This window comes from Stenotrophomonas sp. STEN020 (assembly GCF_056760195.1).
Genome location: NZ_JBRREI010000002.1, coordinates 54,074 through 67,587 on the forward strand (window position 1 = coordinate 54,074; position 13,514 = coordinate 67,587).

A 13,514-nucleotide genomic window follows, 5' to 3' on the forward strand; every position below is an offset into this window, starting at 1 on the left:
CCTCGATGGCCATTGCATGCTTTCTTGTTCTTCAACCGGTCGCCGACGCCGGCCCCTCTTCGCGCTTCCCGCCGCACTGCTGCTGGCAGGATTGTTGCTGCCCGTCGCGAGCTCCGCACAAGAGCAAGCCGATACCCGCCGCCTGCTTGACCAGCACATCGACCAACAGGCGCAGGCCCGCGAGCGCGAGCTGCTCAAGGACGAACTGGATGCCGAGCGCCCGACGCTGACCATCGATGGCGAACGCCACGTTATTGGCCACAATGTCGACGATGTCGGCCGTGCCCTGTATCTGGCGCTGCAGCAGCGGCAGTGGAACCTGGCGGCGCATTTCCTCAACGAATACCTGACCCTGCCCGACCACGACAAACTGCTGGTGCACTACGCACAGGGCGGCTTGCTGCGCATGCAAGGCAAGCAAGCACAGGCGATCGCCGAATACCGCGCCCTACTCGCCCTGCAGCCGGACTTCATGCCGGCACAACTGGAGTTGGCCCGCACTTTGTTTGAAGACCAGCAGGATCGCGAAGCCGATGTGCTGTTCGCCGACGTCGGCACCAGCATTGACGCCAATGACCCGAAAACCGAGGGCGTGCGCACCACGATCGCCAGCTTCCGCGAGGCTCTGGCCCAGCGCGAGCGCTGGAGCGGCTCCTACGCGGCCGGCCCCAGCTGGACCGACAACGCCAACCGCACCTCGGCCAGCCGCACCTGTCTATTGCTGCTGATCACCGGCGACTGCCTGATCGAGCGCAAGTTGCCCGAGGCCATCACCGCTACCGGCATCGACTACGACGCCACCCTCAACAAACGCCGCGCACTGCGCGGGCACCACGGCGTCTACCTGCGCGCAATCGCGTTCGGCCAGAACTACCGCGACAACAGCGCCTACAACGAGCTCAACGCGGCCGTGCAGACCGGCTACAGCTTCCGCAGTGCGCGCCATACGATGGCGCTGGCACCTTCGTTCGACTATTACGCACTTGGCAACAGCGCCTTGTTCGGCGCTCCAGGCGTGCATGCCGAATGGAGCTGGACGCCAGGGCGGCTATCGATGCTGAAGCTGGAGGCCGACTGGAAGGATCTTCACTATCGCCAGCGCGACTACGCGCTCAATCTCGACGGCGTGCAGCGCACCGCCTCGGCCACCTATTTCCGCAGTCTTGGCAGTCATTGGATGGCCTTCGGCGGCATCGATGCACTGGACAGCGATTCGCGCGACCGCAGCAACAACTACCGCTCGCTCGGCGCGCGCATCGGCGCATCACTGCAGTGGCCGGAAGGCTTCAGCCACACTTTGTTCGCCTCCTATCGCCGCCGCAGCTACGACCACTTCAGCCCAATGCTCGGCGTCCGCCGCGATGACGACGAACGCAACTACACGCTGATCATCAAGGCCAATCGCCTCGCCTTCGCCGGCTTCACGCCCTTGCTGAGCCTTCGTTACAACGTCGTCTCCAGCAATGTCGACTGGCTCTACAGCTATGACCGCAGCACCGCCAGCTTGAAGCTGGAACGCAGTTTCTGACCCCCACCACTTCCTGCACTACCGGGAATTGCATATGAACCAGAACAGCACCGTCATTTCACGCAGCCAGCAGCTCAAGGCCGCGACCCATAACACCCATGACAGCCTGGACAAGCGGGTCATGGCAGCGGACATCTTCGCAAGCCGCGACAGCTTCACGCGCTTCCTGCGCGTGCAGTACCGCTTCCACCGCGATATTGATGCGCTCTACTCCCATCAAGGGCTGCTGGCATTGATTCCTGACCTTGCCGAACGCCGACGCCTGCCGAAGATCGCGAGCGATCTGCAGGATCTGGGCAGCGATATTCCAGCGCACAGCACGCCACTGGTGGACGCTGACATCTCCCTGCCCAATGCCTTGGGCTGGCTATACGTCGCCGAAGGCTCCAACCTCGGTGGCACCGTGCTGTTCAAACTGGCGCGCGATCGGCTGCAGCTGCATGCCGACTTCGGTGCACGCCACCTGGCCGCGCATGCCGACGGCGCAGCTCGGCATTGGCGCAGCTTCACCGCAGCGCTGGATGCGGCGCCACTGGCAGCCGAACAGGAAGCCTTGGTGGTGGAAGGCGCACGCAAGGCGTTCCAGAGCGTACGCGGCTACGTCGAAGACGAGCTCCATGCCGACCCGGTGCCGGTGCCCTGATGCGTTGGCTATGGTTCTGCGCAGGCTGCTGGATGCTGGCACTGGGGATCATCGGCGCACTGCTGCCGGTGATGCCCACCACCATCTTCCTGATCCTGGCACTGGCCTGCTTTGCGCGCTCCTCGCCGCGGCTGGAACGCTACCTGTTGCAGCACCCACGCTACGGCCACAGCCTGCGGCTATGGCGCGAACAAGGCGCAGTCAGTACCAAGGGCAAGGCCTTTGCTGCACTCGGGATGGCCGCTGGCTATCTGATTTTCTTCTGCACGGCGCATCCCGGCTGGAAGCTGGCGCTGGGCATCGGTCTGTTCTTCATTGCCAGCGCCAGCTACGTGCTGTCGCGTCCCGCACCGCGTGCGCTCATCCACTGAGGATACCGATCATGCCCTTGACAACATCCAGCGATCTGCCGCTGCCAGCCCGCAACATCCATTCGGCGATATTGCGCGGCGCCGGCATTCGAGTGACCTCGGCACGAATTGCCACCTTGCGTCTGGCACCGCTGGTACTGGCCGCACACGGCCGTCTCAGCCCGCAGCTGTTGCATGCCGCTGCCTTGGAACAGGGCGGCATGCATGTCTCCACCAGCGCCTTCTACAACACCTTGTCGGCGTTGGGTGCAGCTGGTTTGCTGCCATCGCTCCAGCAAACAGACATACCGTCGGCAGCTGACCGCGCGACCATCCAGGAGCACGCATGACGACCAACCTGCCCAGCAATCTCAGCCCGTGGCAGATGTTTCTGCATGCCGACTGGGTGGTACAGACGGTGATGATCGGCCTGGCCATTGCCTCACTGGCAACGTGGACGGTGCTGGTGGCCAAGCGCCGGCAGCTGCAGCACGAGGCGCGCAGCATGCAGAACGCACGCAGCGCGCTCGCGTTGGCGGAGAACCTGCCTGCAGCATTGGCGACGCAGGGACAGGAAAGCAGCATCGCTTCAAGCTTGCTGGCCGAGGCACAGGACGAGTTGCAACGCTCGCCGAGCGCTGGCATTACCGATGGCATCAAGGAGCGCGTCGGCTCGCGCCTGCAGCGCATCGAGCTCGCGCATGCACGTCAGCTGCGCAGTGGCACCGGGCTGTTGGCGACCATCGGTGCCACCGCGCCCTTCGTCGGCCTGTTCGGCACGGTGTGGGGCATCATGAACAGCTTCGTCGGCATTGCCCAGGCCAACACCACCAATCTGGCCGTGGTTGCGCCGGGTATCGCCGAGGCATTGCTGGCCACGGCCCTTGGGCTGGTCGCTGCGATCCCCGCCGTGGTGATCTACAACCACCTGAGCCGACAACTGGCGGCGCTGCGTGGTGACAGCGGCGATCTATCGGCCAGTGTGCAGCAACTGGTCTCGCGCGACCTCGACCACCGCGCCGCCGTTGCGTGTGGAGCGCCATGAGATGGCGATAAAGATCGACGAGCAGGATGAACTCCCCGACGAGAACCACGAGATCAATGTCACCCCCTTCATCGACGTGATGCTGGTGCTGTTGATCATCTTCATGGTCGCCGCGCCATTGGCCACCGTGGACGTCGCCGTCGATCTGCCGGCGTCGACCGCGCAGCCGCAGCCGCCACCCGATGAACCGGTATACCTGACCGTACAGCAGGACCTGTCGCTGCGACTGAATCAGGACGCGGTCAGCGCGGCCACGCTGCCAGCAGCGCTCGACACGCTCACCGACGGCAACCACGACCAACGCATCTTCGTGCGCGCCGACAAGGGTGTCGCCTACGGCGACCTGATGGACACCTTGAACAGCCTGCGTGCTGCCGGCTATCTCAAAGTCGCGCTGGTCGGTCTGGAGCAAGCCGTGCCATGAAGCCGACATCGCGCATGCTCGATGGCCCACGCTGGGGCCGCAGCCTGTGCATCGTGCTTGGCGCGCATGCGCTGACGGTGGGCAGCGTAATTCTCTGGTCATCGCGATCTCCACCGCTGGCCCCGCCATCGCCACCAGAAGCGGTGATGGTGGACATGGCACCACTGGCGAGCGCACCACCTGCGCCACCGACCGATCTGGCGCCGGGCCCACTGCAACAGCAGCACGAGGCACAGCCAGCGCAGGCGAACTCAGCACCAACTGCCGCTGAGGTTCCGCCTTCGCCCGCCCAGGCAGTGGACGCGGCGCTGCCACCGCCGGCTCCCGACCAGCGCGAACGGACGCAAACGTCGGCAGCAAGCGCCGAAGTACAGCAAGCAAGTGCGCCACCCAGCGTGCAGGCGCCCAGCAGCAACCAGTACAGCGCCCGGCAATCGTCGTCCGGTGTGGTCAACCCGTCGCAGGCAAACTGGCAGGCGCGTGTGTTGGCGCATCTGGAGCGCCATAAGCGCTACCCGCGTGCCGCACAGCGCCGTCGCAGCGAAGGCGTAAGCCTGGTCGAGTACGCGGTAGACCGCATGGGCGGTGTGCAGTGGGCGCGGCTGGCCCGTAGCAGTGGTAATGCTTTGCTGGACGGCGAAGCACTTGCCGCCGTGCAGCGCGCCAGCCCTTTGCCGTCGCCCCCGGATGAAGTGCAAGGCGACCCCGTGCAGATCACCACGCCGGTGGAATTTTTCATTCGCAGACAATAGCTGCGTGGATGCTCCACGCAAGCCTGCTCTCCGGCTTGCTGCGTGCACGTCATCGCGTCCTTGTCGGAAATTGCTCGCAACGAAAGTTAACAAGCCCGCTCGGAGTCACTTCCGAGCGGGCTTTTTCGTTGCATGCGGCGTATTCAAACACGCCGCACTGGATCAGAACCGATAGTTGAAGCTCGCCTTCAGCGTGCGGCCCGGTGCCAGCATGGACGACCGCGTCAGCGGGTCGATGTAGTAGAGGTTGCCCAGATTGGTGCCCACCACTTCGACCGTGGCACGGTCATTGACGCGCCACGTGGCGTAGGCGTCGTAAGTGGTGATGCGACCCCATTGCAACGGTGTGTTGAGGTAATAGGAAATCGTCGCCGACTGGTTGCCGTAGTTGTCCTTGAACACACTCTCCTGCGGTGCGTGATGGACAATGCGGCTACCCAGCTCCAGCTTGCCGTCGAACAGACGCGTGCCCACTGTCCAGTTGAAGGTGTAGCGCGGGATCGCCATGGTCACCAGGTAGCCACCGACGAAGCCGGTTTCCACGCAGTTGGAGACGCCACCGGTGTTGTCCAGCAGCATCGCGGTGTGCTCATCGCAGACACGGTTTTCCAGGTTCCAGGCACCGCTGATGTCGGTGAAGAAGCGGCCGTTGTCGAAGCGACCCTGCACCTCGACGCCACGAATGGTCTGCTCGTCGATGTTGGAGAAGGTCAGCTGCGGGCTGCGCTCGATCACGTCGCGGGTGCGGTGGTGGTAGTAGGCGATCTTCAGGTCAGCGAGCGGATTGCCATCCAGCATCTGACCGAAGTCCTGCACCCACGACAACTCGGTATTGTAGGCATGCTCCGGCTTCAGGCCGTAGCTGTCCTGGATGCTGGAGAAGCCAATCGTGCTTTCAAACAGCGCCGGGAAGCGCCGCACCTGGCTGTGGCGAAGGTAGACGCGGCTGTGTTCGCTGAACTCATAGGTCGCCGCGAACGACGGCACCCAGCCTGCACCGCGTTGCCTGCGTGCGGTGTTGTCTACCGTGGCGAAGGGGATCAACTCGCCATTGACGCTCTGGCCCGGATAAGGTCCATCGGACCAGCACTTGCTGCTGCCGCTCAGCACCACGTTGCTGAAGTCGATGGCGCCGTTGATGCAGGGATTGTCGGCGCGGTTGTAACGGCCCTGACCATCGTGCTTCCACAGCATTTCGTTGTTGGCGGTGTAAGTGGTACGGCTGCGGACTTCGTCGAGCGATGGGTTCAGCACCTCCGCCACAAACTGCTCGCGCGTATAGCCGAAGAACTCCTCGTAGAAGGACCACTGGCTTTCCACCAGGCTGGTCATCTGTTCGACCGAGGTGTCGATCTCGGCCTGGGTGTAATGCTCCAGCGTGCTCCACTTCATCACCCGGCCCGAGGACTCCTGGCTGCTGGTCGGCAGCACGCCAGCCCGCTGCTGGCGGGCAAGGAATTCATCGAACGACTGCCAGTTCTGGTAACGCACGCCGGCGCTGAGCAGCAGCTTGTCGATCGGCCGCCATTCGAACAAGGCACTCAGATCGTACTCACGACGCCAGCCAGCGCGCGGCTTGCCACGCCAATAGCCGGTGATTTCCGGATCGTTGTAGGCGTCCTTGGAGCTCAGGGTTTCCTTCTGCAGGTTGCCACCGACCGTCAGGTCCAGGCTTTCGTGCAACTGCATCTTGTTGTCGAACGAGAAACCCGTACGCGCATTTTTTCCGTTGGCTATTGCGGTATTGCGGAAGTGATCTGGCGTTACATAGACCTTGTCAACATCGTTGTACCAGTTCATGCGATCGTTCGGCAGACCGCCGCTGCTATAGGTCGCGCTGTCGGTATCGGTACGCCAGAGGTTGGCGCGCAGGTCCACCCAGTCCAGGCCCGGGCGCCACTTGTATTCCAGGTTCACCGAGCGCGCATCCACCTGGCTCAGCGGCCACTGCGGGATGCCGTCGGTGACGGTGCTGGCCCACTGGATGCGAGAGGGCATGATCTCGCCATAGCGCGACTGCGTGTCACGCACGTTGAGCTGCAGCACCTGGGTGTCGCTCAAGCGCCAGGTGCCTTTGACCAACCACGATTCCATGCGGCTGGAGGAATTGAGGATTTCCGAACCAGGCACATAGACCTTGGCCAGGTAAGGAACATAGTCCCAGCTGTTGGTCGGCGCGTTGTCATAGAACGAGCTGCCATGCTTGCCGGCGAAGTGGTTGCCCTTCTCGCGGAAGGCATAGGCCGCCATCAGGTCGAAGTTGTCCTTGCGCAGGCCCAAGGCCAGGCGCCATGCCTGATCATTGCCGAAGCTGCCGCTGCCACTGGTGCGTGGATGCTGGTACAGGGTCGGGTCATAGAAATTGACCGGACTGGTCGGGAAGCCCGGCACGCTGCCCACCGGCTTGCCGGTCAACAGGGTCGGCAACTTCGGATCGATGGCGTTGTCGCTGGCCTCCAGCTTCAGCTCGCCGCCGAAGCTCTCGCCTTCCAGCAGGATGTCGTCGACGTCCAGCGTCTTGATCTGCACCGCGCCGCCCACCGAAGTGTTGGCACCACGCACCATCGCCGGACCCTTGATGACCTGCATGCCGCCGATCAGGCTGGGATCGATGTAGTTGCGATTGTTGGCGCCCATGTAGCCGCGCCAGACCGTCAGCGCCTGCTCGGTGCCGTCGATGGTCAGCGGCACCCGGCCCGGGCCCTGGATACCGCGGATGTTCGGGTCCAGCGCGCCGCTGTTGCGGGCGTCGCCGCTGTAGACGTTGACCATGCCTTTGAAGATGTCGGCCGGTGCAGCGCCTTTGTAGCGTTCGATCTGCTCTCGCCCGGCGTACACCGTGGAAAGGTCGAGATCGTACACATCGTCGTAGCCGCGCTCGTCGCGCTCGATGCCGGTGGGATCGGCCGAGCGCTCACCACCGACACGCAGCGTGCCGATCACAACGGCATCGCCGTCAGTGCTGGCCACGCGCTGGATGCTCCACGCGCCCGGGCTGACTTCGCGTGCCGTCAGGTCGGTGCCCTGCAGCAGTCGCGCAAGCGCTGCGCGCACCGTATAGCGGCCCTGCAAAGCGGGCGCGGAGCGGCCCGCGGCCAACGCCGGGTCATAGCTCAACGACACACCGGCGGCGGTCGCAGTGTCATTCAGTGCCCGCGCCAATGGCGCGGCCGGAAGATTGAAGTTCACATTGCTTTCGCCAACAGCGGTTGCGCCGTTCTGGGCAAGGGCCAGCTGTGGCAATGGCAGCGAAAGCGCGACCAGGCAGGCAAGCGCCAGCGAGGTTCGGACAGCAGGGGGACGCGGAGACATGGCGGGGTCCGTGACAGAAGGGAATTGAAAGGGTTCACTTCCTTGCCCGGCCAACCGGCAAAAAGGGACATCCCGGTCTCAGGCGGGGTCGACCATCACCCACAAGCGACTGCGGTAGCGCACCCGCAACGGAAACCCCGCCTGCAGCAGGGCGAGCACCGTATCGGTGTCGTCCAGCTGGAATAGGCCGGATACCAGCAGATTGGCGATATCCGGATCACAACGCACAACGCCGTTGCGATAACGCGCCAGCTCGCCCAGCAGTTCGCCCAGCGGCATGGCCTCGGCATGCAGCACGCCTTGTACCCAAGCCACGCTGTTGCGCTGTAGCGCGGTGACTGGGCCGATGCCCGCTGCGTTGAAGATCGCCTGCTGGCCTGCGCTCACCACTTGGGTGACATCGCCGCGATCGCCGAGGCGGATCCGCACCGCGCCCTGCTCCACTGCTACCCGCGCATGGTCATCCCACATCCGCACGGCGAAGCGCGCGCCCAGAGAAAATAGATGCGCGTTACGCAGCTGCAGCAGCAACGGTCGCGCGGGAAGGCGATCATCGGCTGCCGCTTGTAGCAGCAGTTCGCCACGCAGCAATTGCACTTGCCGCACAGTCTCATTGAAGGTGACAGCGATCCGCGTATCGGTGTTGAGCAGCAGTTCGCTGCCATCTTCAAGCCGCAAGGCGCTGCGCTCGCCGATGGCGGTGCTGCTGTCCGCGACAAGATGCTGCCAAGGCTCGCGTTGCCACGTCAGGCGTGCCAAGGGCGCACCAAGCATCATTCCTACAATTGCCGCCAACGCCGCGCGGCGGCCCTGCAGCGTACGGCGAGCTTGCTGCAAGGGCGCACTGCCTACCGCACCGGGCACATCGTCGAGCAAACCGGTCAAGCGCTCCGCGCGTTGCCAGGCACGCGCATGCATGTCATTGCTGGACAGCCAGCGCTGCCAGGCCGCACGCTCCTTGGCATCGAGGTCGCCTTCGCGGAAACGCAGCAGCCATTCGGCCGCTTCGTGCAGCACGGGTGCGGGAATGGGCGTGTCGGTCCTGGCCAATGGTTCCCGCATACGAATCAGTCCATGGCCTCGAGGCAGGCCGCCAGCGCCAGCACGATGTCGCGCTTGATGGTGCGTTCGGTGACGCCCATGCGCTCGGCGATCACCGCATAGGTAAGCCCATCCAACTGCGACAGCAGGAACGCCTCACGTGCCCGCGCCGGCAATGCATCCAGCATGCGGTCGATGCGCAGCAATGCCTCCAGCGCTATCTGTCGCTGTTCCTCATCAGGCACCAAGCACTCAGGCAGGCTTGCCAGCACCTCCAGCCATGCCCGCTCCAGCGCGCGGCGTTGCCACAGATTGATGACCAGCCCATTGGCAATACGGGTCAGGTAGGCGCGCGGCTGCTCCAACGCTGGCAACTGTGGCTTCTGCAGCAGGCGCACGAAGGTGTCCTGCGCCAGATCCGCCGCCGCCTCGTCCGCGGACATGCGTCGCCGCAGCCACTGCAGCAACCACCCATGGTGCGCGACATACAGGCCCTGCAGGGAATCAGGCGCCGATGCCGGCGAAGCGTTGACCATGGGTAAATATTGCGAATAGGAATCACTATCATCCGATAACTTGGGGGTCGCACGCAAACCCGGCTTACCGACCGGCAGCGGCAACCGACGCTCCCGACCAGCGATGCGATCCGGCGTACCGGCCATGCCTGGCTGCCTCGGGAGCTTGGCGGCAATGGTGGCGGAACGGGCGAGCAGGCTTCTTGTCGTCTCGAACCAGGCTTGCGTCCCTGAGTGCACGGCAAGACCGCGCGGACGACCTCCCCGGCAAACACCGCACCTGCGGAGTACCCCGCACCCGGTCGGGCAGCAGATTGACTCTCGCTTTTCCTTAAACGATATATTATAACATTCCAATTTCTGCGGGGATGATCCATGCGTCAACACGTACTTGCGGCCGCCGTGCTGCTCGCTGTCCAGAGCGCCTACGCCGCGGACGACACCACCCTGCCCACCGTCAAGGTCCGGGCAGACAAGGCTTCAAGGATCGACAGCATTGTTGTCGTCGAGAACTCCCAGACGCAGAACCGCACCCTGGGCGGCATGCTGGAGCACGTGCCGGGCGTGCAGAACAGCGCGTTCGGCCCGAACGCCGGCGCGCCGGTCATCCGCAGCCTGGGCGGCAACCGCGTGCAGGTGCTGGAAGATGGCCAGTCCATCCTCGGCATGAACGCACTCAGCGGCGACATCGCCATTCCATTCGATCCGTTGTTCGTACGCAGCATCAGCGTCAACAAGTCTTCGGACAGCGTCCGTCACGGCGGCAACGCGATCGGCGGCAGCGTCGATGTCGACTCCGGCATCATCTCCACCAAGATGGAGGAGCAGGATCAGGAGATGGAGCTGGTGCTCCGGCAGGGCTTCAACGCTGCCGACGCGCAGGGCTTCCGGATGAACTTCAACAACCAGCGCAACTTCTCGACCAACCTGCAGATGTCGCAACAACGGATCTCGCACTACGACATCCCCGGTAACAGCAAGGCCAGCGTCTGCGACAGCCGATTGTTTCCGGCCGGCGGCGGCGTCAACAGCGGCCTGGCCGACAGCTGCCAGAAGGAAGCCCGCATCCAGCAGGTCTACAACAAGTCCTCGCAACCCTATATCGACCAGTTCATGACCGAAAACCCGGACTGGGCGGACGGCAGCTTCTCCTTCTATACCAACCAGCCGTCATCGGTCTGGCAGGGCAAGACCTACGTGAACCCGGCAAACCCGGACTATGTGGCCGGCACGCCTTCGTATGTGCAGAACAAGATCAACCGCGACGTCACCCCCAACTATCGCGGCACCTTGGGCAATAGCTACTTCCGCAACACACACCTTGCCGCCGGTAGCACCTACTTCTTCGACCGCGGCTACGTCGGCATCAGCATCGACGCCAAGGACAGCGACTACGGTGTGCCGGGCTTCTCGATGGAGAACCTGTCCTTCGGCTCCGACCACAGCCAGGGCCGCCCAGTCGGCGTCGTACTCAAGCAGACCAAGTACGCGCTGCAGGCCAATGTGCTGGATCCGCTTCCGCTGTTTGAAAGCCTGGATATCCGCATGTCGCAGGTGAGGAATACCTCGGCCGAACAACTGGGGGCAAGCAAGGCCAACGAGTACCAGTTCGATAGCTACCAGGCCGAAGTGCTGCTGGCACAGCGCCGCGCCGGTCCACTCAGTGGCCTGCTCGGGCTGAGCCAGCGCACGCGTGATATCAGCGGCAGCGGCGCGTTGCGCTACCTGCCTGATGTGCAGAGCGTGACCAATGCGGTGTTCCTGAAGCAGAGCCTCGACTTCGATGGCGCGTCGGTCGATGCAGGGTTCCGTCACGAGCGCGTGGATCATGACATCCGCAGCAGTGCCTTCAAGACCTCACGCAACTCGGCCAACTCGAAGCTGGAGGACAGGTCGTTCACGCTCAACAGCTACAGCCTGGGCGCGCTTGTCGAGCTCGGCAGCCGACTAAGCGCCAAGGCCCGCTACTCGTCCTCGCAACGGGCGCCTGAGGTCAATGAGCTGTACGCCAGCAACGCCCACTACTCGGTCATGACCCAGGAAGAAGGAAACCAGAACCTGAAGCCCGAGCGTGCCAGAAATGCCGAATTCGCCCTGCTGTTCAACAACCGTGGCTTCGACATGTCCGTGACCGGCTATGTCATGAAGTACGAGAACTTCCTCTACCAAGGCCACTCCGGCTTGCAGACAGCCAACCGCCTGCCCTTGAAGTACTGGAAGCAGACCGACACCACGGTGAAGGGCTTTGAGATCGACGTTTCCCAAGTAGTGGAGCTCGGCCGCTACGGCACGCTGAACCTGTCCGCCTTCTCCGATCTGGTGAAGAACCGCGCAGACCATCCGGATTCGCTGCGTGCACACAACGACGGTCAATACCTGCCCAACATGCCAACCAATCGCTACGGCGCCAACATTGCCTGGCAGAAGGGCGACTGGAAGGCCGGCGTCTCCAGCACCTACTACGACAAGCAGAAGTACCTGGGAAAGAATGTCAGCGAGGAAATCCCGCTGGATGGCTTCAACATGCTGGACATGCAGGTAAGCCGCCGCTTCCAGTCGCGTGGTGGCTACATCAGCGCGATCGAGGTGTTCCTCAATGGCTCAAACCTGCTCGACGCAGAGGCACGTCCGCACAACTCACCGTTGAAGTACATCGCGCCCCTGCCAGGCCGTGCATTCCAGCTTGGGGTGCGCGTCAACCTCTGAGGGCCCGTTGCTGCGGCAACGCGCGGCATTGAAGGGCGGAAAAGCAGAAACCCCAGATCTCTCTGGGGTTTCTGACGTCTCGGTACCAGCCCGGACTTCAATCTGGCGCCCCGGAGGGATTCAAATAAATTCTACATCCATCTGATTATCATGAATTTTCAAAAATTAGAACAACCATAATGCCCCCGTGCATGCCCCCAATCGATCTCGTGACAAGGGTTGCAATCCGCAACGCATAATTGTCGCTGAACTGATCATAAGCAACGGGCATCCTTGGATCCAGCTAGCCGGCCAATACGCTGCACAGCGCCGATTTGCGCGCCTCAGGCAGCCTGCTTAGCCGACATTGATCACAATGTGTAAGAACGTCGTAAGGCGAAGACTTCACTTTTCCCACGAGCCTGTTAAACCTCAGCTAGGTAGTCGAGCTGATCGCCTCCTGGTTGGTCCGCTTGGGCACTCCCTTCCACGCCTTTCGGGGGATGATGCGAGGCCTCCAAGCCCTCGATCCTCGCCGACGTCCAACGCTTCACTGCGGGGGGGCGGAAGCGCCGAAATGTACACTCAACGAACTAGCTCCAGTTCGCGCTGACTCGATCTTCACAGAGATGAAGGAATCATCTGCGCTCCTCTAGCGGGACCGGAGGATGTCTTGAAAAAGTCAAAGGGAGATTTTCCATGGGGTCAGTCGCAATGTACCTGGAAGGGCCAGGTCAGCAACGCCGCTCGGTGAGCATTCTGTCACGCCAAAACAAGCGATTGTTTACCGGCAGTGTCGACAGCATTCGCATCAAGAATCGCTCGATCTCAGAGATCGAAGTGAAGACGTTGGTAGACGAGAATGGAAACATTGCCGTTCAGTCTGACTACGACGGATTCCGCTTCAAATACCCGGACTCTGAGATCCACTGGAGCCTGGTAATCGGCTGAACAAAAGCCCGGCTCCGGCCGGGCTTTTTCGTGATGAGAACAGCAAGTCAGGACACATCAACTTCACCCTGCATAGTGGAGCATAAGCACTCATAAGCCAGCTTTTGGAAGCTGTATGAAGACCGCGCCGCCGCATTCGCGCCGACCCTCGCTATGGTTATCTGCCTTTTGCATCGGGCTTGGTGTGACGCTGGCATCCGTCATACAAGCTGCCCTGTAAGCCCGCGTCAGCCCACTCGAAGCCGTCCGCCAAAGCCCTCTCCTTGCG

General features: G+C 62.7%; 12 protein-coding genes. 9 read left to right on the top strand and 3 right to left on the bottom strand.

Going from position 1 to position 13,514, the window contains the following annotated elements; genetic code table 11:
- Nucleotides 1-91 precede the first annotated feature (91 nt).
- Genes ACVOLZ_RS01465 through ACVOLZ_RS01495 form a run of 7 tightly spaced genes read left to right on the top strand, consistent with a single transcriptional unit; the run spans nt 92 to nt 4,742 of the window.
- The gene (locus tag ACVOLZ_RS01465) at nt 92-1,528 is read left to right on the top strand and encodes a surface lipoprotein assembly modifier (RefSeq protein ID WP_481514819.1); all 1,437 of its coding nucleotides are present in this window, start codon (nt 92-94) and stop codon (nt 1,526-1,528) included.
- A 34-nt stretch (nt 1,529-1,562) separates the two neighbouring features.
- Complete coding sequence (locus ACVOLZ_RS01470; protein WP_481514820.1) at nt 1,563-2,171, top strand: biliverdin-producing heme oxygenase; 609 nt, start codon at nt 1,563-1,565, stop codon at nt 2,169-2,171.
- Nucleotides 2,171-2,542 carry a YbaN family protein gene (locus tag ACVOLZ_RS01475; protein WP_481514821.1) on the top strand — a complete coding sequence of 124 codons (372 nt, stop codon included), beginning with the start codon at nt 2,171-2,173 and terminating at the stop codon, nt 2,540-2,542. The genes ACVOLZ_RS01470 and ACVOLZ_RS01475 overlap by 1 nt, the downstream gene beginning before the upstream one ends.
- A gap of 11 nt (nt 2,543-2,553) precedes the next feature.
- Complete coding sequence (locus ACVOLZ_RS01480) at nt 2,554-2,871, top strand: hypothetical protein (protein WP_481514822.1); 318 nt, start codon at nt 2,554-2,556, stop codon at nt 2,869-2,871.
- A complete protein-coding gene (exbB, locus tag ACVOLZ_RS01485) occupies nt 2,868-3,566 on the top strand; it encodes a tonB-system energizer ExbB (RefSeq protein ID WP_481514823.1) in 699 nt (232 codons plus the stop codon). Before ACVOLZ_RS01480 ends, exbB begins: the two co-directional genes overlap by 4 nt.
- 1 nt (nt 3,567) lies before the next feature.
- Nucleotides 3,568-3,990: a TonB system transport protein ExbD gene (gene exbD, locus ACVOLZ_RS01490; protein ID WP_481514824.1), complete on the top strand. Its 423-nt coding sequence runs from the start codon at nt 3,568-3,570 to the stop codon at nt 3,988-3,990.
- Nucleotides 3,987-4,742, top strand: a complete 756-nt coding sequence (locus ACVOLZ_RS01495) for an energy transducer TonB family protein (RefSeq protein WP_481514825.1) — start codon at nt 3,987-3,989, stop codon at nt 4,740-4,742. The genes exbD and ACVOLZ_RS01495 overlap by 4 nt, the downstream gene beginning before the upstream one ends.
- A 162-nt stretch (nt 4,743-4,904) precedes the next feature.
- On the opposite strand, the gene ACVOLZ_RS01500 is transcribed toward ACVOLZ_RS01495, so the two are convergent.
- From ACVOLZ_RS01500 to ACVOLZ_RS01510, 3 genes are all read right to left on the bottom strand, one after another.
- Complete coding sequence (locus tag ACVOLZ_RS01500) at nt 4,905-8,054, bottom strand: TonB-dependent receptor (RefSeq protein WP_481514826.1); 3,150 nt, start codon at nt 8,052-8,054, stop codon at nt 4,905-4,907.
- Nucleotides 8,055-8,132: 78 nt separating this feature from the next.
- Nucleotides 8,133-9,116 carry a FecR domain-containing protein gene (locus tag ACVOLZ_RS01505; RefSeq protein WP_481514827.1) on the bottom strand — a complete coding sequence of 328 codons (984 nt, stop codon included), beginning with the start codon at nt 9,114-9,116 and terminating at the stop codon, nt 8,133-8,135.
- Between the two features lie 5 nt (nt 9,117-9,121).
- On the bottom strand, nt 9,122-9,631 hold the full coding sequence (locus tag ACVOLZ_RS01510; RefSeq protein WP_481514828.1) for a sigma-70 family RNA polymerase sigma factor: 510 nt from the start codon (nt 9,629-9,631) through the stop codon (nt 9,122-9,124).
- A gap of 354 nt (nt 9,632-9,985) precedes the next feature.
- Between ACVOLZ_RS01510 and ACVOLZ_RS01515 the strand changes: the two genes are divergently transcribed.
- Together ACVOLZ_RS01515 and ACVOLZ_RS01520 are read left to right on the top strand one after the other, a co-directional pair.
- Nucleotides 9,986-12,316, top strand: a complete 2,331-nt coding sequence (locus ACVOLZ_RS01515) for a TonB-dependent receptor (protein ID WP_481514829.1) — start codon at nt 9,986-9,988, stop codon at nt 12,314-12,316.
- A gap of 678 nt (nt 12,317-12,994) precedes the next feature.
- Nucleotides 12,995-13,246 carry a hypothetical protein gene (locus ACVOLZ_RS01520; RefSeq protein WP_065868077.1) on the top strand — a complete coding sequence of 84 codons (252 nt, stop codon included), beginning with the start codon at nt 12,995-12,997 and terminating at the stop codon, nt 13,244-13,246.
- Nucleotides 13,247-13,514: the final 268 nt, after the last annotated feature.

Excerpts from the sequence above, each read along its gene's own strand:
- ACVOLZ_RS01470 (WP_481514820.1), top strand. The coding sequence starts at position 1,563 with ATGAACCAGAACAGCACCGTCATTTCACGCAGCCAGCAGCTCAAGGCC.
- ACVOLZ_RS01475 (WP_481514821.1), top strand. The coding sequence starts at position 2,171 with ATGCGTTGGCTATGGTTCTGCGCAGGCTGCTGGATGCTGGCACTGGGG.
- ACVOLZ_RS01480 (WP_481514822.1), top strand. The coding sequence starts at position 2,554 with ATGCCCTTGACAACATCCAGCGATCTGCCGCTGCCAGCCCGCAACATC.
- exbB (WP_481514823.1), top strand. The coding sequence starts at position 2,868 with ATGACGACCAACCTGCCCAGCAATCTCAGCCCGTGGCAGATGTTTCTG.
- exbD (WP_481514824.1), top strand. The coding sequence starts at position 3,568 with ATGGCGATAAAGATCGACGAGCAGGATGAACTCCCCGACGAGAACCAC.
- ACVOLZ_RS01495 (WP_481514825.1), top strand. The coding sequence starts at position 3,987 with ATGAAGCCGACATCGCGCATGCTCGATGGCCCACGCTGGGGCCGCAGC.
- ACVOLZ_RS01500 (WP_481514826.1), bottom strand. The coding sequence starts at position 8,054 with ATGTCTCCGCGTCCCCCTGCTGTCCGAACCTCGCTGGCGCTTGCCTGC.
- ACVOLZ_RS01505 (WP_481514827.1), bottom strand. The coding sequence starts at position 9,116 with ATGCGGGAACCATTGGCCAGGACCGACACGCCCATTCCCGCACCCGTG.
- ACVOLZ_RS01510 (WP_481514828.1), bottom strand. The coding sequence starts at position 9,631 with ATGGTCAACGCTTCGCCGGCATCGGCGCCTGATTCCCTGCAGGGCCTG.
- ACVOLZ_RS01515 (WP_481514829.1), top strand. The coding sequence starts at position 9,986 with ATGCGTCAACACGTACTTGCGGCCGCCGTGCTGCTCGCTGTCCAGAGC.
- ACVOLZ_RS01520 (WP_065868077.1), top strand. The coding sequence starts at position 12,995 with ATGGGGTCAGTCGCAATGTACCTGGAAGGGCCAGGTCAGCAACGCCGC.